Source organism: Fibrobacter sp. UWT2, from assembly GCF_900142545.1.
Lineage (GTDB): Bacteria > Fibrobacterota > Fibrobacteria > Fibrobacterales > Fibrobacteraceae > Fibrobacter.
This window is the reverse complement of the sequence record NZ_FRBF01000012.1, coordinates 20,557-43,518: the sequence shown is the minus strand read 5'-3', so window position 1 is coordinate 43,518 and position 22,962 is coordinate 20,557. Positions and strand designations below refer to the sequence as shown.

The window sequence follows — 22,962 nt, the reverse complement described above, 5'->3', positions numbered from 1 at the left end:
CCTTCAAAACGTACAAAATATATTAATGACGTCAAAATCCGGTGACCCCAATCGCACAAAAAAAGCCCGCTCAAACCAAATTTGAGCGAGCGTTTCTATTCTAACTCGGAATACTTTTTAGAATCGTATTAAAAAACGGTGCAACAAGCTAGAAGAGTACCACGCCTTCCTATACCCATAATATTGAATTCTCCCTCACTTCCGGTCTTAAACTGAATTTTGACTCGGATGGAAGCAACAGAAGTGATCGCTTCGTCTATGGAAATAATCTGATCACCCTTAGCCCAGACCGGCTGAGCAAACTTGGACCAAGGAATGCTAGCATACTTACCGGTAGAAGACTTGCCCAGGTCATAAGCCGGGAGTGCATAACCGATTTTCTTATCCATTTCTTCGCCCAGGCTCAACTCAAGTGTAGCGGCATGCGAGGAACTATATTGAATGTCAATACCCCTCATACCAGAAATATCGACCGGTATGGCTCGGCCATCGGCATCTCTACCCGCAAGGTCGAAAGCGATCACCACAAACGGTTCATAGTCCAAGACGCCTTTATCCAGCGTATACTTTCCACAAACGCCAGAACCACATTCCTCAAGGACCGGCTCTAAGCCTCCCTCCGGATCCGGTTCAGCTGCCCATGTGATGACAGACTTACCCCCATCAATGCTATCGTTTTCGAGATACCAGTAGCCGGAATTGTTAAAACCGGCATCGTAACCCGTGTTGATTCGAGCAATGCCTTCGGCTCCAAGCCAATTTTCAAAATCGCAAGGCGCTAAACTGCTGCTGGATTTGGGTTCAACACTGTCGCTAGACGGCGGCACTACACTACTGCTTGACAACTGCACTACGCTCGACGGAGTACTTGACGAACTTTCAGTGACGGACGGAACACTCGATGAACTTTCATCTGTTGGTCGTTCGCTTGAAGAAGATCCCTGTTCAGAAACGTTTTTCCCATCAACCGGTTCGGTCTTTGTAGGCTGATCGGAACCATCCTCAACCGTATTTTTCTGTTCAACGGTCTGTTCGTCACTTGAATCCTTAGAATCGGAACCAAAATCGCAAGCCACCATGGCAAACGTTGCAGAAAGCAACGCCAAAGGCAACGCTTTTTTGAAAACGCGACTACATTTCATATTCATTGTAATACCTCCGGATTTATTCTCTTTGAATATACACAAAAGGATAAACTTGCGTACAAAAAAATTACGTAAATAAAAAAAAGTCCCCAATGGGGGACTTTCTATAAATTAAATCACGTAATATCGAAATATTAAAGGAATACTTCGATACCGCCGCGGCACTTTTCCCAAGAGGAGTTCTTCTTGCACAGAAGATCCATCATCTTGTCGTAAGTAGCGGTGTTGCTGAAGCCCTTCCACAAGCGACGTTCCACAGATTCACCGGAATCCTTGTCGATGGTGGTAATGGTGTCGTAGTAGGCCGGATTGTCCTTGAATTCAGAAATCAAGATACCCTTCAAGTCTTCGGTGTAAATCTTGGAAGCATACTTGAGGATAGAATCGTTGAAGTTGAGTTCGTTTTCCACGAGCCATTCGAAGTCCTGAATCGGATCGCCGTAAATGAGCCAATGCTTAAGGGCAAGGGCCACCACCAGGTCCTTCACGGCGCTGCGGAAGATAAACTTGTCTTCAAGGCGGCCGTTCCAAGTGATACGGGTCAGCGGGTTATCGTCGTTCGCTTCGATAGACACGCCCTTACCCGGGGTAACGCGGCGAATCTTGATCGGCAAACGACTAAGGAGCTGCCAAGCCTTGGTGAAAGCGATGGTCTTGCGGACGAAATCCTTTTCTTTGTCCGGAGAAACACGCACGAACGCGCCGAAGCAACGCTGGTACAGAGTTTCCTTATCGAAAATGCAGTCGCTAGAGCGGCATTCGCTGAGCTTGCCATCCATCATGAAGAGGGTCTTGGCAAGTTCGGGGCGCATACGCACTTCGAGCTTACGGGTACGTGCCTTCAGGCGCACGCCATCCTTATAAACGTAGGTAAAGCCTTCTTCCTGGTAACGCTGCCAAATGAAGAACTGCAGGTCGTCAGCGGCACGCAGGTGGTAGCTGAACACCGGGTTCTGGCGGTTGTTGGCCATGGTCACCTGGTTCAGGAAGTTGTCGGCACCAGGATACGGCACCACCACCTTCACGAGCACCTGCGGGTTCACCGGCTTCTTGCTCTTCTTGGCGTACTGTTCATAGGTGAACAGAGACTGGGCACCGTTAATAATCTTCGGGCGTTCAATATAGAGCACCTTCTTGCCATCGCGTTCCTTGAGGCGCAGGTCATCACCGGTAAGGGTCATACCGTTGTGCAGGAACGGGAAGTCATCCACGTTCACGTTCTGGTCGTCGTTGCGTTCCATGGTCTGGAAGGCATCGATCAAAGCAGCGTTCGTGTGAGTGAGGTTACCGAGGTAAGTACGGATGTTACTGGAAACGATAGCCATGTTGTGCTTCGTCTTGAGGCGCTTACCCAGGTTCACGTGGTAGTCAAAAATCGTACGAATCGGGCAGAAACCGAGGAAAAGTTCACCGTGATCGGAGGTCAGGTGGAGCGGATCGGAATCCATCACGATTTCAAGCTTGTCGTCGGCGCTGCGGAAGTCGCGGGTCAAGTCATCGTGTTCAGCGATAATTTCGAGCTTAGCCTTGACTTCGTTCTTCCAAATGCCGAGCTTGCGACGCATATCCTTGAGGGTACGTTCCAGTTCGGAGTCGGTAATGTCGCGGGTCGCACGGGTACGGAGAACCGTAATTTCGAGCGTTTCCATGTAGGGGCGACTTGCCGGGGAATCGGAATCTTCCTCTTCTTCGTCGTCGGAAATCTTATTAACAGCCCAAGGATCAGCTTCTTCGCGGAGCGACATAAAGAACGGATTAGGAGGGTCGCTGGTGCGGAAAACGGCAATCTGGAGCTGTTTCAGGTCGGAATTCAGGTGAGAAACGACCTTTTCGAGCGGAGTGTCTTCATCGAGGAAGATGAAGAATTCCATAAAGCCTTGGGAATATTGGAAACCATGGAAGCAGCCGTTCTCATCAAGGTTTAGATGCCGGAGTGCCTTAATTCTGTCAGTAGGATCGTTCGGATTGAGACTCAAGAGGCTAGCCACAAATGCTAGACGGCGTTCCTGCGATTTGGTTAGTTCCATTTTTTCCTCAGTTCTGTTATTTTACAATAGCAAAAGTCGGGTGCAAATGCGGCACCTTACCCTTATTATCGTATTTTGCACCTTAAAAATAGTTTCAAAATGACCCTTTGTGGATAAAAAACATACATTTTTTTCATTTTTTTTCAAAAGCACCCCCATTTATAGTGAACATTTGTATAAAAATCATACTTTTTTACTTTTTTTGAATAAAGTTTCATCTTTTCGGGGCAAAAATGCTATGATTTACACTATAGGAGATGTTCCCATGAATTTGCTAGATATTATAAAGAAGGCCAAGGCCGAAAAAGCCACCTCGTTAGACCTTTCCCAAAAAGAACTGAGAATCCTTCCTCAGGAACTTTTCGAACTGGAAGACCTCGAAGAGCTCATCCTCGACCGTAATATGCTCGTGGAACTCCCCGACGACATTTCTAGACTGAAAAAGTTGAAAAAGCTTTCCATAAGTGAAAACGACCTGATGGAACTCCCCGAAACCATCGGTGAACTTACAAATCTCGAACACCTGTACCTGGGTTACAACAGCCTGTCCGAACTTCCGGATTCCGTAGGTAACCTCAAAAAGCTCGAAACGGTGAATATCGCCAAGAACCAGCTTTTGGACTTGACCCTCGAAGTGGGCAAGTGGGTGAACGTGACCAAGATCAGTCTCCACGACAACATGCTTTCTGAAGTGCCGGCCACGCTCGGCAAACTGAAAAAGCTCCGCAAGCTCTACCTCGACAACAACGACTTGACCTCTATTCCGGCAGCGCTCAGCCACCTGGAATCTCTGGAAGTCCTGATGGTGTCGGGCAACAACCTGGGTGCAATCCCCTCGGAATTCGGAGCCCTCAAGAAACTCAAGGAACTGGTGCTTGACGCAAACCAGCTCGAAACGCTCCCCGAAACTCTTGCCGAATGCGACAGCCTCGAGACGATTTCCGTCGTCGAAAACCCCATGGAAGGCGGAATCCCCCGCGTGCTCCTGGACAAGAAGGGACTGAGCATAGACCAGTAGGCCGGCGCAGAGCGCCGCTGAGCGATGAGGTCGCTGCGCTTTGAGGTTTGAGAGGAGTTTCGCTTTGATATTTGAAATAAAAAAGCAAAAAGGGCGAATGCACACATGCTCATGGCTCAAAGCGAGTACCGCGAGCGTGCTCATCGCCTTTTTCCTCACCGCCTGTAGTGATTTCTTCGAGCCGGTAGACAGCACGCCGACTCCAACGGAATACACTTACAACTACTGGCTTTTACAAAGACTGTACCTATACGAAGACGAACTGCCCCTGCTGGATGAGCAGGGAGATTCCGTCACCGAGCTTTATAAGAAGCTGTCCGATCCGTACACCCGTTACATTCCGCCCGCAAAAAGCGCATCTACTATTAGTAGCATGAACACTAGCATTGTGGCTGGTGACGTGGGAATGGAATACAGCGAATTTGCAATGGAACACCCGCTTGTCATTTACCGCGTCTACGACAAAAGTCCGGCAGGACGCGCAGGGGTTCCCCGCTACGGAAACATCCTGACCGCAAACGGAGTCGATATCGCCGGCAACCGGGCAAGGGCCATCTACGATTCCGTTCTCGCCTACAGCAAGGACATCACCATCAAGGTCGCCTACCAAGGTGACACCACCGACTACAAGCTCACTAAAGAAGATGTCTACGCTCCCACCGTTTTCATAGACACCTTAAGCGGAGTCGAAATTATCACCATTACCGGTTTCAAGCTCAACACCGTCGACCAAAAAGAAGGGACATTCGGCGAGTTGAAGACCTACCTGGAATCCACAAGGAACACCGACAAGCCCAGACTCATTGACCTGCGCAATAACCCCGGCGGACATGTCGTTCACTGCACCGCCATGGCAGACCTGTTCATTGAAAAAGGCTCGGTTTCTATACGCACCTCCCGAGGGGCCGCTGGAGACGGGACCCCCACTTACACCACCCAGACAATTATCGCCAAGTCAGGCGATGCCGGCGAGAAAAAAAACTTTGTCGTTCTCGTGAACAAGAATAGCGCAAGTTGCGCCGAAATCTTTGCAGCCGCCATTAGCGAAGGCGCCGACATAAAAGTCGCAGGCGACACCACCTACGGCAAGGGCATTGGCCAAAGCACCTGGAAAACCATGAACGGCGGACTGGCAATTATTACCAATCTTGAATTTTTAACACCCAAGGGAAATTCCTATCACAAAAAGGGTATTGTCCCCGACTACGTTTGCGAGCCGGCCACACTCCCCTGCGGACTGGAAGCCATTCAAAAATATTACGGGAAAAGTGCGACAAAGACGGCGTTCCCCGACTACTTTACGGACATCACAGCACTACGCCCGCAGAATATATTTGACGGGGGCGCAATTCTTGAGGGAGAAGACGCCCGTAACACTTGGGAAAAGGAGCTATAATGAAATTCAGCAAGTTACTTGTATCACTGGAAGCAGCGCTGTTGCTGGCAGCCTGCGAATCCACCGTCAGTAGCGACTCGTTAGAAGACGAAATTCCGAGCGAGCTTGATGAGAACCAGCTCTTTCTTGCAACATACCCCTCGGATCAAGTGCAGGACGAATACGAAGCGGAGCTTTACATCAACTATGCCTGGCTTGATCTCGCCTACATTTACGGCCACACCCGCAACGAAATTGCCGACAACTACAAAGTTTATCTAGGCAAGGGGACCGCAGACGTCAACAAGGTCAAGGGCTATTGTACGGCCGACTATTACGACGTATGCTACATGTTCAACCAAATGGCGGATCCCTTTACCCAATACTTCGACCCCAACGTCGCCGAACAAGTCTACAAGAGCGTGATGGAGACCCAAGAAGTCGTCGGCATCGGAGCTGAAGTTCAGTCTGTTTCAGACGGAATATCGAGCCATTTAACCGTTACCAAGGTTTATCCCGATTCTCCCGGTGAGAAGGCCGGACTCAAAGAAGGCGACATCATCGTATCTATCGACGGTCTTTCCATTTCGACAGCCGAAAACTTCGAAAGAATGTGTTCCGGAGAAAAAGGCAGCATTATACAGATTACGGTTCTCCGCAATGACGAAGCTGTCGTCGTAAACGTAACCTTGGACGAATACCACGCCCCATCAGTAATAGTCCACTACGAAGATTCGATTCCGGTCATTGAAATTCTGGAATTTTCGGAAACGACGATTCACCCCAAGGGAACCTACGGAGAATTCCTCGAAGCCCTGGAAAAAACCGCAGGCGCCACCTCGACCATTATTGACTTGCGTCAAAATCCCGGTGGCAACGTCGACCATTGCAACAATGTTTCGATGGAATTCCTCTCTGCCGGGGACACGGTCATTATGGACCAAATGGTGGAAATCGATACCGCTACGGTGAACGGCAAGCTGAAACTCGTCCAAAGAATTGACACCGTCGTCACCACCGCCACAAAAGATGGCATCGGCAGGAACCGCTATTACGTTCTGATGTCCAGCGATTCTTCCGCCAGTTGCGCAGAAGTCGTATTGTCAGCCGTATCCGTAAACAAGAAGACTCCCATCGTGGGCGTAACCTCTTACGGAAAGGGCATTGGCCAGGGCGTCTTCACCGGAAAGGAGTACGGCATTCGCGGTCTCGCCCTCATTACCGCCATGCAGGGCTTTGACAAGAATGGAGATAGCTATCACGACGTCGGCATTGTCCCCGACTACGAAATAACGGATCCCGACGAACAAATGGCAAAGGCCGTAGAACTCGCCAAGGGCGCAACAGAACTGCGCACCGCCGGATACGGGACCGAAAGACTCTACCATTTCTCGAAGGCTCGCGAATCGACAAATTCAAACAAAAAAGTCCCGGACATCCGAGACTTGAAAACGAGATATAAAATCATCAAGTAGGATTCTTTTATAAGCTACGCATACGCACCAGTACATCGGTGGTATCGTTTGCTTTTACGGCAGGGGCGGCGAGAGTCGCCTCTATTTGTTTGCGGATTTCTGCCACTTGATCCTTGAGGCGAGCAAGCCTCTGCCCTTCAAGCTTGGGGGCGGCAATCATGGTCTTGGACGCCGGATTGATCCAATTACCCTTTTCGTTCTTGAAACCCAGATGCAGGTGCGGGCCGGTGCTACGGCCCGTGGAGCCCACGCGGCCAATGCACTGGCGCGCAGCCACCTTGGAGCCCACCTTTACACCGCGAACAGACAGGTGCATGTACCAACTTTCGGAACGGTCGCGGTGGCGAATGGCAATCTTGTTGCCGCTGAAGGGATCAAAGCCCGAAACCGTCACAACACCTTCGGCAACGGCGTAAACCGGCGTACCCGTGGGACTACCGTAGTCAATGCCATAGTGAGTCTTGCGCTGGCCCGTGATCGGGTGAATGCGGCTACCGAAGGGGCTTGTAATATGCAAACGGTCCAGCGGATAACGCAGGCCATCGAAAACCAAAGCTTCGCCCTTTTCGGTATAGTGGGCATTAAAGGAACTTTTCGGATCCGGATCTTCGTAACGGAAGGCTTCGTGGTGTCCCACGATACGGCCGTTGAATTCGGCATAAACGACTCGGCCCGAAATCCAGATGGAATCCTGGTAGAAGGTTTCTTCGAGCAAAATGCGGAACTTGTCTCCGGCGCGGGCCAAGGGGAAAGCCACCTTGCACTGGAGCACACCACTCACGATACCCACCATACGTCTGGGAATACCTACCTTAAGAAGCATTCCATTCAAGGTGCTGCCTTCGGTGAGAGCGCCCTCGAAAATGGATTGGCGGCGGGTCACCGGCTTTTGAATCAGGCTGTAAACGTAACCGTTTTCGGTGCGGCTGAGCATATGGATATTCGCCGGATTGGGGGCGTAACGGAATCGCTGGACGCTACCCGAAGAGTCGATAGCAGCGTAAAAGACCTGGCCCACACGGAGTTTGGAAAGTTCGGCACTATCCTGAAGAGCAAGCACAATCTTGCCGCGTTCGCGTTCGTTGATTTGCATGCGGACAAGCACCTGGAAAAGGCCATCGCCCGCACGAACGGTATCGTTATGCACAATCCAGTTGCCAGGCTGCATTTGCAGCTGTTCAATTTCGTTGGTCAGGGAATCTATCTGTGCACGAAGCCGCTCGCCTTCATCTTTAAGATTTTGAATCTTTTTCTCGTCGTTACAGCCAATCAACGAAAGCGAAAGAAACGCAAATAATGCAAAAAACACCAGACGATTCACATGCACCTCAAAATGATGGTACAAAATAGAAAAAATCCCCTCGCGTTTAAGCAAGGGGTTTCTCAAAGTTCTTATTTGAACCGATTACTTGGCAGCGGCCGGTGCAGCTGCAGCGGGAGCGGCAGCGGCGGCAGCAGCCGGCTTAGCTTCGGCCTTCGGGGCTTCAGCAGCGGGCTTAGCAGCTTCAGCAGGCTTTGCTTCAGCGGCCGGCTTGGCTTCGGCAGCGGGCTTAGCAGCTTCGGCAGGCTTTGCTTCAGCAGCCGGCTTTGCGGCGGCGGGCTTGGCTTCGGCCTTCGGAGCAGCCGGCTTAGCGGCAGCCTTCTTTTCAGCCTTCGGAGCTTCGGCCTTCGGGGCTTCAGCAGCCGGGGCGTCGGCAGAATGAGTATCGATCAATTCCATTTCGAACACGAGGAGGCTGTTACCCGGAATCTGCGGGCCACGGCCACGCGGACCGTAAGCGAGGTCGCTCGGAATCCAAGCGGTGACCTTGCCGCCCACCTTCATGAGCTTGAGCATTTCGGTCCAGCCCGGAATCACAGCGCCGATCGGGAATTCAAGCGGTTCGCCACGGTCGACAGAACTGTCGAACTTGGTGCCGTCGAGGAGCGTACCGGTGTAGTGAACCTTCACAATGTCGCCATCGGCCGGAGTTGCACCCGTACCTTCGGTAATCACCTTGTACTGGAGGCCAGATTCGGTGGTCACGACGCCTTCGGCAGTCTTGTTCGTAGCGAGGAATGCTTCGCCAGCAGCCTTGTTGGCTTCGGCAGCGAGGCTGTCCTTCTTGTTCTTTTCAGCCTGACGGGCCTGAGAAAGGTCGGTCAAGGTCTGGAAGATGACGGAATCGTTCATCAAGAAATGAGCGGAATCTTCGTTATAACGTTCCTTGAAAGCCTGGATAAAGAGATCGAGGTCGAGGTCGATAGAGTCGCGGGTTACCAACTGGAAACGAGCCTGGTTACCGAAATGAGCACCGAGAGCATAGCTGTACTTATCCTTATCGGTCACCAAAGCAGTCTTGGTCTTGGGACCCTGGCACAGCTGGTCACAGCCAGTCAGAGCAAATGCGAGAGCACCCGCAGCAATAATGAGTTTTTTGTTCATTTTATCCTCTTTTATGTTTGACAAACGAAAAATAACAAAATCTTACGCCAAAAGACCATATGTAACCCATTTTTACCAAAAGAAATTGGTATATTGCGTTTCGTTAACAAAAGAAGGAATACTAGTATATGTGCGGAATTGTCGGATACATCGGACAAAACGAAGCTTTGCCAATCTTGGTCGGCGGTCTTAAAAAGTTGGAATACCGCGGCTATGACAGCTCAGGCGTTGCCCTGATTGAAGACGGAAAAATTGAAACCGTCCGTGCCTCCGGCAAGATTGCAGCTCTTGAAAACAAACTCAAGACAAAGCCTCTCCACGGTCATGTCGGCATTGCCCACACCCGTTGGGCCACCCACGGTGCCCCGACCGAACAGAACGCACACCCCCACCAGAGCTTTGACGGCAAGATTTCGATTGTCCATAACGGCATTATCGAAAACTACGCCATTTTGAAGAAGAAACTCCAGTCTGAAGGCGTCGAATTCAAGTCTGAAACCGATACCGAAGTCGTCGCCCACCTGATTGCCCGCTACTACAACGGCAACCTCAAGGAAGCCGTTCTCAAGGCCATTTCCAAGATTGAAGGTACTTTTGGCCTCGCCGTGATTTGCAAGGACGAACCCGGCACCATGATCGGTGCCCGTCGCGGCTCCCCGCTCATTTTGGGTATCGGCCAGAATGAATTCTACCTGGCCTCTGACGTTTCTGCAATCATCATGCACACGCAGAAGGTAGTGTACCTGGACGATAACGACATCGTCGAAATCAAGGAAGACGGCTACAACCTGTTGAATACGCACAGTCAGCCGGTGCAGCACGAAGTGCAAGACGTGGAATTCGACGCCGACGCCATCGCAAAGGGCGGCTTTGCCCACTTCATGCTCAAGGAAATTTTCGAACAGCCCGAAGTGCTCCGCAACACCATGCGCGGTCGCCTGCTGTACGCCGAAGGCAACGCCAAGCTTGCAGGCCTCGACACAAACATCAAGGAACTTCGCAACATTAACCGTATCATTATTACCGCCTGCGGTACCAGCTACTATGCCGGTATGGTCGGCGAATACATGATCGAAGACTTGGCCGGCGTCCCGGTTGAAGTCGAATACGCCTCGGAATTCCGTTACCGTAACCCGATTATCAAGCCGGGTACGCTCGTTCTTGCAATTAGCCAGTCCGGCGAAACCGCCGATACACTCGCCGCCCTTAAGGAAGCCCAGCAGAAGGGTGCCACCGCTCTTGCCATTTGTAACGGCGTAGGTTCCACCATCGCCCGCACCAGTGACGGCGGCGTTTACCTGCACGCAGGCCCCGAAATCGGTGTAGCCAGCACCAAGGCGTTCACCAGCCAGGTGACTGTGCTTGCCATGATCGCCCTTTTGCTTGGCCGCCAGCGCAGACTTTCTTTTGAAGCAGGCTCCGACATCGTGAAGGCCATGCAGGAACTCCCGGAACTTGTGGAACAAACTCTCAAGCTTTCCGACCAGATCGCAGGTATTGCCAACAAGTACGTAAAGGCAAACAACTTCTTGTACCTGGGACGCCACTTCAATTACCCGGTCGCCATGGAAGGCGCCCTGAAGCTCAAGGAAATCAGCTACATTCACGCCGAAGGCTACCCTGCCGCCGAAATGAAGCACGGCCCGATTGCCTTGATCGACGAAAACATGCCGGTCGTGGTGATTGCCCCGAAGGACGCTCTGTTTGACAAGGTCATCAGCAACGTTCGCGAAATCAAGGCCCGCGGCGGCAAGGTCATCGCCATCTCTACCGAAGATTGCCACCCCCTCGACGAAATTGCGGATCACCTGATCAAGGTTCCGAAGACTATCCCGATGCTCATGCCGATCGTGACATGCGTGCCGCTCCAGCTGCTTGCTTACCACATCGCCGTGCTTCGCGGAAACGACGTGGACCAGCCACGCAACCTCGCCAAGAGCGTGACCGTGGAATAAGCTATCTAACTAAGAATCGATAAGCATGACCGAAGTCGAAGAACAGGAAGAATACGAAGTACGCATCGGGGCGTTTAACGGCCCGATGGACTTGCTGGTGTATCTTGTTCAGAAGAAGGAAGTTCCGCTTGAACAGATTTCGATTGCCGAAATTGCGGACCAGTTTTTAAAGTGGGTGAACGAGTACGAGGGCACCGACCTGTCGAAGGCGGGCGACTTCTTGTACATGGCGAGCCGCTTGATGGCCCTCAAGGTGCAGGAACTTTTGCCGGCCGAGCAGCGCGACCCCGAGATGGAAGCGGAATACAACGAAGACCGCGAACAGCTCATGAAGGAAATGCTGGAATACCAGCGCTTTAAGCAAGTCGCGAGCGGACTCCAGGAAATGGAAAGCGAAAACTTCGGTACGTATTCCCGCGGTCGCCTTGAGAAAACACAGACCGACGAAGAGACTTTGGCCGACGCAAATATCTGGCAGCTTTTCCGCGCTTACCAGAAGAGTCTGAAGACCAAGATTTCGGAAACGATTCACCATATTGAACTTGACTACGTGACCATTCAGGACCGCCAGCAGGCAATCAACAATTACCTGTCGGTGAATGGCCGTGCCCTGTTCGAAGATTTGCTTGACAACGATTCTCACCCGATTGTCGCGGCAGTGACCTTCATGGCCATGCTCGAGATGATCAAGACGGACGAAATCGTATTCCGCCAGAGCGAACTGTTCGGACCGATTTGGATTTACCGCAAGAAGAATAACGCCGACTACGCCGAAGAAATGGCGCACGAGACCGTATTCTTCAGCAAGGATCCGGACGTGAAGCCGGGCCTTGTAGAAGCGATTCGCAACCAGGCGATTGCTCGTTCCAAGGAACAGACCGTGGGCGACTTGGCCGCAGTGATGCGCGAAGCCGTGCTGTGGACCAGCCGCGGCAGGAACGTGAGCGAAGAAGATTTGACCGCCATGCTCGAAGGTCGCGAAGACTTGAGCGAAGTGCAGGAAAACCCGTTCGCCGAAATGATGAAGGAAGACGAGGCTGCCGAAGGCACTCAGACTCCGGCAGAGAATGCCCAGGCCCCGACGGAAGGTTCTCAGGCCCCAGCAGAAAATGCCGCGCCGACAGAAGAGCCTGCGCCGGTTGTTGAATCTGCACCCGAAACAAGCGCTCCCGCCGAAGACATTCCGGTGGAAGAACCTGTCGACTCCTCGATCGCGTCTGTCAATGAGGCTCCGGCTGAAGAGCCGCAGCCGTCGGACGGCTCGAATAACGAGCCTAACATGACGGACGAAGAATTCGAAGCGTTCATGAAAAAAGCCCAGGCGTTCTATGACTCCCAGGCTTCTGAAAATTCAGACAATTCTGACGACTCCGATGATGACGACTTCCCGTCTATCGAAGTCCACTCCGGCGATAACTAATCAATCTCGCCTACCGCCGATAAGTCCGGCACGGTACGCCCAATAAAGCAACTGCATAATAGAGCCAATGGCGGCAGCCACATAGGTAAGCCCTGCGGCAAACAACACTCCCGAAACCGTATTGTATTCGCGACCCTGCGCTACGATGTCGAGGCGAGCAAGCACCTTCTTGGCGCGGGAAGACGCGTCGAATTCCACCGGCACGGTCACCAGCGTAAAGAGCGTTGCGATACCGAACAGCACCACGCCTGCAACGGCGAGGGAATAACCGAGCGCACGGCCCGCACTCATGAGCACGATGCCGAGAATCACAAGCCACGGACCAAGATTCGAGCCAAGGTTTGCGGCAGGCACAATGAACGAACGCAGCCACAGCGGGAAGTATCCCTGCGCATGCTGAATGGCGTGGCCCACTTCGTGAGCGGCAACGCCCGCGGCAGATGCATTGCGGCCGTTATAAACTTCAGGCGACAAGTTCAGAGTTTTGTTCAGTGGATTGTAATGGTCCGACAAGAATCCATGATGCTGCAGTACCTTCACGTCGGTAATGCCCGCATCCATCAGGATTGCCTTCGCGACATCGGCGCCGGTAAGGCCGCTGGAAATGCCGACCTTCTGGCCAGCGTTAAAACGGGACTTGACCATCCAAGAAACACTACCCGAAAGAGCGAGCGTGACCAGGAGAATCATCATGTATAAAGGATCAAACATCATAGGCGCCTCCGGCGCAGTGTTTAGTAAACAGGGTTTATTTTCCTGTTATAATATACAAAAGTAGACGGTAATAAACCTCAAAGGTGCGTAGCACCGAGCTCAAAACCTCATACCTACATGTCGCCGGTTTTGAGTTTGCTACCGTCGCGGAGGTTTGTAAGTACAAGCCCGAGCAACAGGTAGAACACCGCCTGCAAAGCGAGCGGCAGCAACAGCGATGCAGCATCGTAAATGTCGGCTCCACGCTGTTCAATCGCAAGCCATGCCGGAATGGCAAACGTCGAGGGCAGCAGGCAAGAAAAGCCCTTCATCCAGGCCGGAATCAATTCGGTAGGCCAGCTGAAGTTCGAAAGGAACAGAATCGGGATGCTCATGTATAGGAACAACTGCATGCTCGTTTCACGACGCAGGAATACCTGCGAAAGCACCATCCCGAAATTGATGACCGAGAACAGGAAAACGATCGCAAACGCCACCATCGGGAGAATTTCGCCGCGACGCGGGAATTCGAACACATTGTACACCACAAAATGGTAGAACAGGATAAAGCTGCAATAATGCAAGAAGTACGCCAGCGAGCGACCAAAATAGCGGTAAGGCATGAGTTCATTTTCCACTGAACTATCGCGCTGCAATTTGCGGAACTTGCGGTGAGCGCGGGCTCCACCCAAAATGCAAATGCCAATCACAAGCGTCTGCTGCAATATCAGCACCAGTACGCTCGGCACCACATAATTCGAATAGCTACCCGTGTTGTTGTACATGGTCTGCACGCTGATGGGAATCGGGTCGCGCATGGCAATAGCCTTTGCGGCCGGCACCTTTTTGCCTAAAGCAATCCGTTTGACTTTGGTGGTAGCCCCAACAGTCAATGCACATGTAGTAAATGCGGTTCCAATATTGCCGTGGAGCATCACGTAGGCACCGTGCGTAAACACGTTCACGTTCGTCTTGCCACCGTTACGGAGCGTTTTCTCCATGTCTTTGGGAATCACCATGAAACCGTAGATTTTCTCTTCGGCCATGGCCTGCTCCGCTTCGCGGATATCCGAAAACACGTAGCGCACATCGATTTGCTGGGCTGCGGCAGACATCTGCGTGAGTTCGCGCGACATGACCGTATGGTCAAGATCCACCACAGCCACAGGCACATCTGTAGCCGTCTGTTTCATGTAAGGCGTCGGGTAATAGAAGGCGTAAAGCACGCCCGCCACCACCAGCAACAGCACGGCTGCGGGGTCGGTGTAAAAAAGTTTCCATTCGGCAAACGCCACCTTGAAAAGTCGCTTAAAGAGGTCAATCATTGCGGCCTCCTTTTCGAACATCTCTTGCCGCCACATCAGTTGCGACCGCCTTTCGGATACTTAAATCCGAATATACGGCGCCGGCAATATTTTTCAGCTTGTCCTTCAGGTGCAATTTTTCGCGGGCTTCCCAGTCCGCCTCTTTTTCTTCGGCAACCTTCCAGCGAAGCATCAAAAGCTTGGATGCCAGCAAATGCCAGAACAGAGCCATGCACAAAAGCACCACGATGGATTCCCAGGCATGGGCCTTGCCGACCGAGCCCAAGAGCATGGTAGACTGCACTTTCAAAATGTGCGTGAGCGGAAGCAGGAATGCAAAGCCGCGAACCACCAAGGGCATCGCCATCACCGGGAACGTCTGGCCCGCAAACGCAAACGCGGGGCCGGCGATAACGCCCGCCACGCTCGAAGACATACGCATGTTGCCCGTAATGCCCACAAAGGCGGCCCCCGCTCCGGAACAAGCGAGAATCATCGCCAACTGCCCTGCTGACACCACCACAAATTCATCGAACGTCATCGGAGTAAGCGCACGCCTAGCATACGCATACACCGCCATCATCGACAGCCACTGAATCACGACCAGCGGCAAAACCGTCGCAGCGCCAAGCACCACGCGCGAGCCGCCCGCCGCCTTCAAGAATTCGCGGACGCGGTGATCGCGGAACGGAAAACTGAACAGGTACACCGCCGCCAAAATTCCTGCCAAATGAAAAATCGCCGTCACAAGCCCGAGCCCCAAAAAGCCCTGGTAGTTACCGCTATTGTTGCTCACGGACTTGAGTTCTACATGAATCGGGTCGTCCATTTGCTTGGTAAACAGGTCGGCGCCAATCGCCGAAATCACCGAGCGGATTTCCTTGACCGCAAAGGTATTCGTGAGGTAATTCTGGCCGCTCGAATACACCGGAATCACAGGCGTTTCAAGCCGGAGCGCCCGGCGTTCCATGTCGTACGGGAGCACGATAAACGCCTGCAAATCACCGCGAATCACCGCATGTTCGCATTCGCTTCGATCGTCGCATTCCATGGCAACTTCGAGCACAGGGTCTGCGCGCAAGGCCATTTCAACTTTATCGGCCAACTGCGAGCGGTCTTGCTTTAAAAGTCCAATCGGCACATGCTGAATGATTTCGGCCGAAAAGAAATTCACCATAAAGACCGATGTCACCACCGGCAAAATCAGGAGCACCAGCCACAACACGATATTGTGACTGATATAGATTTTGCGAATCGCCCTTAAAACATCAAGGAACACGATTACGACCTTACTGAATCTGGTCCACCGGGAAAAGCACGCTCATGCCAGGGCGCAGGTTTTCGATTTTTGCCTTCGGGCGTAGGCGCACTTCAAAACTCTTGAGATCAAAGCCGCCGCTTTCCTTAGAGCTACGCCAGGTAGCGTAATCGCCCACCGAGGCAATGTAGCTGACTTCCATTTCCACATTCTTGTCAAGAGCCGGAATGAACATGCTGAAGGTTTTGCCCTTGGACACATTCTTGAGCAAGTCTTCGCGCAGGTGGAATACCGCCCAAGAATCGTCGAGGTCGGTAATAGCGACAACCGGCATGCCAGAGCCTACGACTTCGCCCTCTTCGACCAGCTTCACGGAGACTTCGCCTGCGATGGGGGCGCGGATTTTCGTTTCTTCGAGGTAGGCGTCAACCTCGGCGTTGGCGCCCTTCGCTTGCAGCACGAGGGCGTTTGCAGCAGCCTTGTCTTCGCTGCGGGCGCCGGCGAGGGCCTGTTCATACTGGGCCTTGGCGGCGTCGGCGGCAGACTGGGACGCCTTCATCTGGGTTTCAGCTTCATCGCGCTTCTGGAGCGGCAACACACCTTCGTTATAAAGCTTTTGCACACGGTCGTAAGTATTCTTCGCGAGGTTTGCCGCATCCTGGGCGCGCGAGGCCATCGCCTTGAGAGCCGTAATGTCTTCGGAGCGGGCACCATTCTTCGCCTTGTTCGCCTGGGCGCGAGCGGCACCTAAAGCACCCTGCGCCTGAATCTTCTTGGCTTCGATTTCGGGGCTGCTGATGATTGCCACAATGGCATTCTTTTCAACCATGTCACCTTCGCGGAAGAACAGCTGTTCTACGCGACCGGGAACCTTACCCGCCACAAGTACTCGGCGAGCTTCCATCTGGCCTTGCAAATAGGCGTCGCGCGGTTCAGTCGCGAATTTTTGCAAGGTAATGATTCCAAGGCCAATCAAGGCAATCAACGCCAAGACGACCAAGACCTTTCCGATAACTTTCAAGACGTTCATAGTTGACTCCAGTTTAAAAGTAGACAGTAGGAAGTAGACAGTGGTTAGGGGTTTGTGGCCGGGACAACAGTTGTATCAGCCGGTGCAGCCGCATTTGCAGAATCAGCAGGTGCCGGCTCTGCAACCTTCGCCGAATCAGCAACCGACGCGGCAGCGGGAGCAACAACAGGCTCGGCAAGCTTCGGTTCTTCAGCCGGTTTTTCTTCGACAGGCTTCACGTTCTTGAGCATCTCGCCCGCATTCACCACTTCACCACTAGCTTCCAAAAGTCCAAGCCAGGCGACTACTGCATCGTAATGCGCCTTCAAATCAGCCACCTGCAAGCGCGAAAGCGCAAGTTCAGCATCCACGACATCGAGGCCAGTCGCAAGGCCCGCTTCGTAAGCCAAGGTCTGACTGCGGTGCGCTTCTTCGGCCAATTCGCGGGTTTTCTTCAAGCTTTCCAAACGGCTCTTGGCATGTTCCATTTCACGCCAGCGTTTTTCCACCAGCAAGCCGATGTTATCCATGGTCTGCTCTTCCATGCTCGAAAGCGAACGGTCAAGAGCCCTGGCGTTGCTCACCTTGGAACGCGTTTCGCCACCTTTGAACAAGTCCCACTGCATCTTGGCTCCTACCGCCCAATCGGGTTCAAGGAGCGTCAAGTCGCGAGTATAAAGTTCCTTGTAAGCAAAGAGCGCAACCGTCGGGTAATAATCAGCGCGAGCGGCACTCACCGCATCCTGGCTACGCTTACGTTCGGTACGCAACTGGCGAAGTCCCGGATGTCTGTCCAAAGCAAGTTGCTTGAATTCTTCCATACCAAAAGTCTGCTCCGGAGCCATCACCGGCGTGATCGCGGTAATGTTCGTATCGGTATGCAAAAGGCTTGCAAGCGCAAGGCGTGCAAGAGTCTGGTCACGGTAAGAATCTTCCAAAGCGTTTTCAGCTTCAGCTAAAGCCACTTCGGCACGCAGGCGTTCCGCCTTGCTGATCTGGCCACCTTCTTCCAGTTTCTTGGAACGCGCCAAATGTTCTTCCAAGTTCTTTTTGGTGCTTTCGCGCAACACCGTCAGTTCTTCGGCCAGGCGGAGCGTAAAGTACTTGGTCGCCACATCCATCAAGATGGTATTCTGCGCCATATCAAACGCAGCCTTCTTGGCATTCACGTTTTCTTTAGCGGCATCGTAAGCAGAATAGATTTTGAAGCCCGTAAAAATCGGCCAAATAGCCGTCAGGCGCGCGTTGAAGAAAACATCGTCTTGCACCTTCATGCGGAAATCGGCATCGTCGATCTTTGTCTGGGCCGCATCTAGCTTTTGTTGCGTTTCGGCCGCATACTTGTCTGCCGTCTGCTGGGCAATCTCCTGCGCAGTACCACCAACCTTTTCTTGAGCAAACGCATTCGCCTGGGCTTCGGTCAATCCCTGCGCCATGGCCCCGGCATAAGCCTGTTCGTAACCGGCCTGAGCCTTGTTGTAGGCATCGATATAGGCCTTGGAATACACCGCCGCCGGGCCAACCGTAGCAATTCCGCCGGCAAGCCCACTCATAGCCTGTTGTATTTCACCCAAGTCAATGTAAATGGGATCGTTGATTTTTGTAACGCTGGCAGTCAAAGACAACTGGGGCATAAAACGGGAGCGTGCCTCCGTCTGACCGCTTTCAGCCATATCGACCTTAGCCTTTTCGGCCCTGATCTGCGAATTGTTCGCCTTTGCCATCGCAATCGCATCCGACAGCGAAATGGGCGCGGCAAAAACGGCAGCACTCGCTGCAATACCCAATAACAAACTCTTTTTCATACATTGTAAAAATAAATAATTAAAACAAAAAAAGCCACCCTATAAAGGTGACTATTATGCTATAAAAGCAATTAAATAATTTTACTTTCCGGGAGTGGGTTCAGCCGCCGTCCATGCAGCAGCTTCATAACCCATCGTGGTAAAGTCCTTACGCTGCAAGCTGTAGCCGAAACCGTCCGCGCGCTTGTAGTCAACGCCATTGCCGCTCCACTTATCGCTATAGAGCGTAGCATCGGACCAATCGTAGTACCACTGGCTATTGAGCGGATTGCTATGGTCTTCCTGGTAGAAATAAGGCTTCTTGACAGCAATGGTTTCACCGCGGTTAGAAAGCTTACCGCTATAGAAGCCGATTACCACGCTAGCGTCCATCGAATAACGCGTACGCAGTTTATCTGCACCCAATGCAGTCTGCAAGGAATCCGGGAACAGCACCACAATGCCATTTGCCGGAATCACGTCCGTTTTGGCGAATTCGAAGTTAATACCTTCAACCTTCCAACCTCTGTTTCCGTTAGAGAGAGTTTCGAAGGGTGTAATGGGCGTTTCAGACAAATTCTTGAGTTCCAAGAATTCGACATCGTTCAAGTCGTCTTCGTTCGGGTGGTAGTGAATTTCACTAATGACCAGAGAACCGATATAGAGAGCTGCGTTGGCAGCACCCGGCGTAGCTTGCACGAGTGCGCCCTGAGCCGTAGAGCCATCGCTCAAGTCAATGACACCGCTCGAAAGTTTACTAGACGGCAAGAGCAAGCTGGATTCATCACCTTCAGTGGCGCCATACAGGTAGTAAGAACCACCGACATCGCCAACGATCAGTTCCTTTGCAGCACCTTCGCTATCGACAAAGTCAGTTGTTGCATTCAAGACAAGGTAACCCTTTGCAGGAACCGTACCGGCCTTGATCGTGAGCTTTTCCTTACGGATCTTGGATTCAAAAACCCAACCGGTCACATCGACATCGGCGCTGCCCGCATTGTAGAGTTCCACCCAGGCATCAGTACCTGTGGCCGTCGGCATGATTTCGTTCAAACGAATATTCGAAGTCGTGAGCCATTCATCGTTGCCCACACCCGGATTACCGTTCATCGCCTTGCTTGCACCCCAAGAGGTTGCCTGGGCAGCGTTTCCGCCCTTGTACACGAGCGTACGGCCCTTGCCGTTGGCAAGAGACGGCCAAGGCGGTTCCATGCTGTAAGAGCAGCTCACGTCACCTTCGCCCAGCAATTTCACGTCAATCACGTCGCCTTCATTCGAAAGCTTTGCCACGGTACCAGTCTTCGGATCATTATCCCACGGACCATAGAGACGGCCCTGGAAATCGGGATAAGTCTGCATGAACAATTCCTTGTCGTTCGTCACGACAATGTATTCGCCCATCTTAAGGGGTTCATTCGGGAACGTAAAGGAAAGAGCACCATCCAAACGCATTTGCGAAGCAAGCATGCTAGCAATATCCGGACCGCTCTGGATAGTCACTTCGATCCATTCCAAAGCAGAACCATCGGCCGCATTATACATGATTTCGGTAATAGCCATCTGGGTGACAGAAGAATCAACGACTTCAGCAGCAGAGGAGAGTTCCGGCTGAGGATTATCACCGCTAACGCTGCTAGAAGAAACCGTCACTGAACCTTCAGCAGACGAAGTCGGGTCAGGATTCGCACCACCTTCTGAAGACGAAGAAACGGTCGGATCGACAGGATCCGGTTCCGTAGATTTGTCACTGGAGCAAGAGGTGGCAAGGACCATTGCGGTTACTGCAGAGCCTGCCATAAGAATTTTTTTGATATCCATAGAGGTATCCTCGCAAAAACTTTCTTCTATTTTAATAATTTTCGCCAGCGCCAACGGCAAGCTTCGTCCAGTACGGAGTCTTGAATCGACGCGGATTTTCGTAAACTCGCTTCCATTCGGCAGCGGCATTGCCGAATTTAGAGAATGCACCATGTTTCAAGTTCAAGAACTTGATTAAGTCAAACATCCAGTACGGCACCTGCGAACACGGGCACTTGAGTTCAAGCACAGCATCGCAACCCGGTTGGAAAAACCTAGGAATGCCAGTCGAATGCATGTAGTGCGGATCCACCGTATAATCAAAACCGTTTTCTTCGCGGAAACGCATGCCGGTATCAATCGTCACGCGGGAATATTCTTCGCGGAGTCCGAACCAGGCGCGACGCTTGTACTGCGTCAAAAGGCGCGGGTGCGCATTATAGAGTTCCGTCTTGTACAAGAAATCTTTGACGTACATGCGGTCTTTTTCACCCTTGCACGGCCAGTCTTCGGGTTTCATGTGCCAGACTTCGCCCGGGTTAATGCCCTTGATGGTTCCGCGGCTCTTGTAACAAATGTTCTTGATCTTGCGCTTGCATTCGAAATGGAACGTCCCGTCTTGTGCCGGGTGTTCGCCATAGGTGCGAATGCGCATGTTGAAGCGGTCCAACAGCTGTTTCTTTTTCCAGCCGAGGAACGTCCAAGAAGGCGAATCCAAATAGAGGTTCGTAATCCAGTAGAATCCGCCCGGGGTAATTTTTGAGTAATAGTCTTCTTCGCAGTACGGAGCAAGGAATGCGCCGATACGGTCCGCCCATTCCACAGGAATGTGGTACTTGAGTTCGAACCTTTCGAGAAGGCTAAATCCGCGGGCTTCGGCCATACTACTTAAGTCCCCCGACTAAATGGTTCTGCACGCCTTCCTTAGAAAGCTGGCCTGCATACTGCAACAGTTCAAGATAAAGGTCGTAAATGTCGGTTTCGAGCTTAGCCGCATTCAGTTCACTTTCGACAGCGGATTCGCGGGCACGCAGCAAAAGCAGCGGATCAGAACCGGCGTCTTTGGCAAACTGCTCAAAGATGTTGCCTGCTTTTACCTTGTCTGCAAAATCCTTCTGAACCTTCCATTGGGCAAGGAAACCGTTAATTTGTTCAGCAAGGCGATTCACCTTCACGCTCACGTCGCGAGATTTCTGCATATAGTCGCCTTCGGCATCGAGGTCGGCCACTTGGTTACGCAGGCTGTTATCCTTGTTGCTATCGAAGAACGGGAGCTTAATGGCAAGCGTTGCATAGAACTTGTCACGGGTAAGGCGATTATCCTTGTCTGCCACTTCCCTTTGAATCGAATATGTGTTGTCAATACGTGCGGTTTCTTCGTCTACGGCGTTTGTCAGCCAGTCCTGACAGGCGGCCTCGTCGTAGTATTCGCCGTTTTTCGTACACAAATCAGAATAACCCATGTCCTTGTACTTTTTCATCAAGGATTCAATCTTCATGGAGTAACCGATACCGATGTGCGAAATGTAATCGTGGCGGCTAGCCAAATCCTGCTTGGCTCTGGCCTTTTCGGAATCCATCTTGCCCTTCGCCATTGCAACCTGCGGGAACTTTTCGTTCACTTCGACGCCGTCATTCAACCAGGCTTGAATATCTTCCATTTTCGGAAGCCAAGAAGTATCCAGTTCAACGCTATCAAAATCCGGAATCCAGACGCGCAGTTTCCGTTCGGAATTCTGGAGCGAAATGGAATCGCTAATAAGGGCTGCACGAATCGAGGCTTCCTTTTCAAGAGCAGACATCAAGTCTTGCGGATTGAAGTTAGGGGAACCCGACTTGAGGTGCAGCACTTCGATACGGTCGGCATTAATCTGGTAAAGTTCCTGGTTCAACGCATTGATACGCTTGCGCATCAGGTAATGGATGCCGCGTTCGTAACGGTCGTACAGGAGAATGCCACGGTCTTCGGCCAGCTGGGCGTTTGCGTACGCCATCTGGGCTTCGTAGTGGGCGCGGTCGGCAGAGCCTTCGCCAAAAGCCTTCGGCGTCATGCGAAGTTCAAAATCATGCTGAGCAAAGCTAAAGCCATCGAGTTTGTAACGGAGTTCAAGCTTGTCCCACAACTTGGTGCTGCGGGAGGTCGCAATGTTTGCGCGCTTCTGAGAAGCCTGATAACGCACATCCTGGTCCGCAGACTGGATAAGCGTTTCCCAAGTCAAAGGGGCGGCCATCAAAGGAGCGACGGCAAGCAAAGATACAAGAGCGGATTTTTTCATA

At 52.1% G+C, this 22,962-nt stretch carries 17 protein-coding genes; 5 read left to right on the top strand and 12 right to left on the bottom strand.

Annotated features, from left to right (window positions below; translation table 11 throughout):
* Positions 1–128 precede the first annotated feature (128 nt).
* Both BUA40_RS09485 and BUA40_RS09480 read right to left on the bottom strand, forming a co-directional pair.
* Positions 129–1,148 (bottom strand): hypothetical protein, encoded by a 1,020-nt coding sequence (locus BUA40_RS09485; protein WP_072800404.1) that lies wholly within the window; start codon positions 1,146–1,148, stop codon positions 129–131.
* Between the two features lie 131 nt (positions 1,149–1,279).
* On the bottom strand, positions 1,280–3,172 hold the full coding sequence (locus tag BUA40_RS09480) for an AIPR family protein (protein ID WP_072800403.1): 1,893 nt from the start codon (positions 3,170–3,172) through the stop codon (positions 1,280–1,282).
* A 265-nt stretch (positions 3,173–3,437) separates the two neighbouring features.
* Here BUA40_RS09480 and BUA40_RS09475 point away from each other — a divergent pair, with 265 nt between their 5' ends.
* From BUA40_RS09475 to BUA40_RS09465, 3 genes are all read left to right on the top strand, one after another.
* Complete coding sequence (locus tag BUA40_RS09475; protein ID WP_072800402.1) at positions 3,438–4,190, top strand: leucine-rich repeat domain-containing protein; 753 nt, start codon at positions 3,438–3,440, stop codon at positions 4,188–4,190.
* A gap of 97 nt (positions 4,191–4,287) precedes the next feature.
* The gene (locus BUA40_RS09470; protein WP_072800401.1) at positions 4,288–5,586 is read left to right on the top strand and encodes a S41 family peptidase; all 1,299 of its coding nucleotides are present in this window, start codon (positions 4,288–4,290) and stop codon (positions 5,584–5,586) included.
* The gene (locus tag BUA40_RS09465) at positions 5,586–7,040 is read left to right on the top strand and encodes a S41 family peptidase (RefSeq protein ID WP_072800400.1); all 1,455 of its coding nucleotides are present in this window, start codon (positions 5,586–5,588) and stop codon (positions 7,038–7,040) included. Before BUA40_RS09470 ends, BUA40_RS09465 begins: the two co-directional genes overlap by 1 nt.
* 7 nt (positions 7,041–7,047) lie before the next feature.
* Here BUA40_RS09465 and BUA40_RS09460 read toward each other — a convergent pair whose 3' ends face one another.
* Both BUA40_RS09460 and BUA40_RS09450 read right to left on the bottom strand, forming a co-directional pair.
* On the bottom strand, positions 7,048–8,361 hold the full coding sequence (locus BUA40_RS09460) for a peptidoglycan DD-metalloendopeptidase family protein (RefSeq protein WP_072800450.1): 1,314 nt from the start codon (positions 8,359–8,361) through the stop codon (positions 7,048–7,050).
* 84 nt (positions 8,362–8,445) lie between these two features.
* A complete protein-coding gene (locus BUA40_RS09450) occupies positions 8,446–9,465 on the bottom strand; it encodes an FKBP-type peptidyl-prolyl cis-trans isomerase (protein WP_083585354.1) in 1,020 nt (339 codons plus the stop codon).
* A 128-nt stretch (positions 9,466–9,593) separates the two neighbouring features.
* Here BUA40_RS09450 and glmS point away from each other — a divergent pair, with 128 nt between their 5' ends.
* A complete protein-coding gene (glmS, locus tag BUA40_RS09445) occupies positions 9,594–11,420 on the top strand; it encodes a glutamine--fructose-6-phosphate transaminase (isomerizing) (protein ID WP_072800399.1) in 1,827 nt (608 codons plus the stop codon).
* Positions 11,421–11,445: 25 nt separating this feature from the next.
* Positions 11,446–12,840 (top strand): segregation/condensation protein A, encoded by a 1,395-nt coding sequence (locus tag BUA40_RS09440; protein WP_072800398.1) that lies wholly within the window; start codon positions 11,446–11,448, stop codon positions 12,838–12,840.
* Here the strand turns inward: BUA40_RS09440 and BUA40_RS09435 are convergent, their stop codons facing one another.
* The 8 genes from BUA40_RS09435 to BUA40_RS09400 form a co-directional block, all read right to left on the bottom strand.
* Positions 12,841–13,554 carry a zinc metallopeptidase gene (locus tag BUA40_RS09435; RefSeq protein ID WP_083585353.1) on the bottom strand — a complete coding sequence of 238 codons (714 nt, stop codon included), beginning with the start codon at positions 13,552–13,554 and terminating at the stop codon, positions 12,841–12,843.
* A gap of 113 nt (positions 13,555–13,667) precedes the next feature.
* Entirely contained in the window at positions 13,668–14,858 is a 1,191-nt protein-coding gene (locus BUA40_RS09430) for an ABC transporter permease (RefSeq protein ID WP_072800447.1), read from the bottom strand.
* The gene (locus BUA40_RS09425) at positions 14,851–16,116 is read right to left on the bottom strand and encodes an ABC transporter permease (RefSeq protein WP_143149758.1); all 1,266 of its coding nucleotides are present in this window, start codon (positions 16,114–16,116) and stop codon (positions 14,851–14,853) included. Before BUA40_RS09425 ends, BUA40_RS09430 begins: the two co-directional genes overlap by 8 nt.
* A 10-nt stretch (positions 16,117–16,126) precedes the next feature.
* Positions 16,127–17,125, bottom strand: coding sequence for an HlyD family secretion protein (locus tag BUA40_RS09420; protein WP_072800396.1), 999 nt, complete (start codon positions 17,123–17,125; stop codon positions 16,127–16,129).
* A gap of 44 nt (positions 17,126–17,169) precedes the next feature.
* Positions 17,170–18,909 (bottom strand): TolC family protein, encoded by a 1,740-nt coding sequence (locus BUA40_RS09415; protein ID WP_083585352.1) that lies wholly within the window; start codon positions 18,907–18,909, stop codon positions 17,170–17,172.
* A gap of 81 nt (positions 18,910–18,990) precedes the next feature.
* Positions 18,991–20,706, bottom strand: coding sequence for a lamin tail domain-containing protein (locus tag BUA40_RS09410; RefSeq protein WP_072800394.1), 1,716 nt, complete (start codon positions 20,704–20,706; stop codon positions 18,991–18,993).
* Positions 20,707–20,737: 31 nt separating this feature from the next.
* The gene (locus BUA40_RS09405; RefSeq protein ID WP_072800393.1) at positions 20,738–21,568 is read right to left on the bottom strand and encodes a polyphosphate polymerase domain-containing protein; all 831 of its coding nucleotides are present in this window, start codon (positions 21,566–21,568) and stop codon (positions 20,738–20,740) included.
* 1 nt (position 21,569) lies between these two features.
* The gene (locus BUA40_RS09400) at positions 21,570–22,961 is read right to left on the bottom strand and encodes a TolC family protein (RefSeq protein ID WP_072800392.1); all 1,392 of its coding nucleotides are present in this window, start codon (positions 22,959–22,961) and stop codon (positions 21,570–21,572) included.
* Position 22,962 lies beyond the last annotated feature (1 nt).

Bases quoted from the DNA above. Each gene is read 5' to 3' on its own strand.
- BUA40_RS09485 (WP_072800404.1), bottom strand. From the start codon at position 1,148: ATGAATATGAAATGTAGTCGCGTTTTCAAAAAAGCGTTGCCTTTGGCG.
- BUA40_RS09480 (WP_072800403.1), bottom strand. From the start codon at position 3,172: ATGGAACTAACCAAATCGCAGGAACGCCGTCTAGCATTTGTGGCTAGC.
- BUA40_RS09475 (WP_072800402.1), top strand. From the start codon at position 3,438: ATGAATTTGCTAGATATTATAAAGAAGGCCAAGGCCGAAAAAGCCACC.
- BUA40_RS09470 (WP_072800401.1), top strand. From the start codon at position 4,288: ATGCACACATGCTCATGGCTCAAAGCGAGTACCGCGAGCGTGCTCATC.
- BUA40_RS09465 (WP_072800400.1), top strand. From the start codon at position 5,586: ATGAAATTCAGCAAGTTACTTGTATCACTGGAAGCAGCGCTGTTGCTG.
- BUA40_RS09450 (WP_083585354.1), bottom strand. From the start codon at position 9,465: ATGAACAAAAAACTCATTATTGCTGCGGGTGCTCTCGCATTTGCTCTG.
- glmS (WP_072800399.1), top strand. From the start codon at position 9,594: ATGTGCGGAATTGTCGGATACATCGGACAAAACGAAGCTTTGCCAATC.
- BUA40_RS09440 (WP_072800398.1), top strand. From the start codon at position 11,446: ATGACCGAAGTCGAAGAACAGGAAGAATACGAAGTACGCATCGGGGCG.
- BUA40_RS09435 (WP_083585353.1), bottom strand. From the start codon at position 13,554: ATGATGTTTGATCCTTTATACATGATGATTCTCCTGGTCACGCTCGCT.
- BUA40_RS09430 (WP_072800447.1), bottom strand. From the start codon at position 14,858: ATGATTGACCTCTTTAAGCGACTTTTCAAGGTGGCGTTTGCCGAATGG.
- BUA40_RS09420 (WP_072800396.1), bottom strand. From the start codon at position 17,125: ATGAACGTCTTGAAAGTTATCGGAAAGGTCTTGGTCGTCTTGGCGTTG.
- BUA40_RS09415 (WP_083585352.1), bottom strand. From the start codon at position 18,909: ATGAAAAAGAGTTTGTTATTGGGTATTGCAGCGAGTGCTGCCGTTTTT.
- BUA40_RS09410 (WP_072800394.1), bottom strand. From the start codon at position 20,706: ATGGATATCAAAAAAATTCTTATGGCAGGCTCTGCAGTAACCGCAATG.
- BUA40_RS09405 (WP_072800393.1), bottom strand. From the start codon at position 21,568: ATGGCCGAAGCCCGCGGATTTAGCCTTCTCGAAAGGTTCGAACTCAAG.
- BUA40_RS09400 (WP_072800392.1), bottom strand. From the start codon at position 22,961: ATGAAAAAATCCGCTCTTGTATCTTTGCTTGCCGTCGCTCCTTTGATG.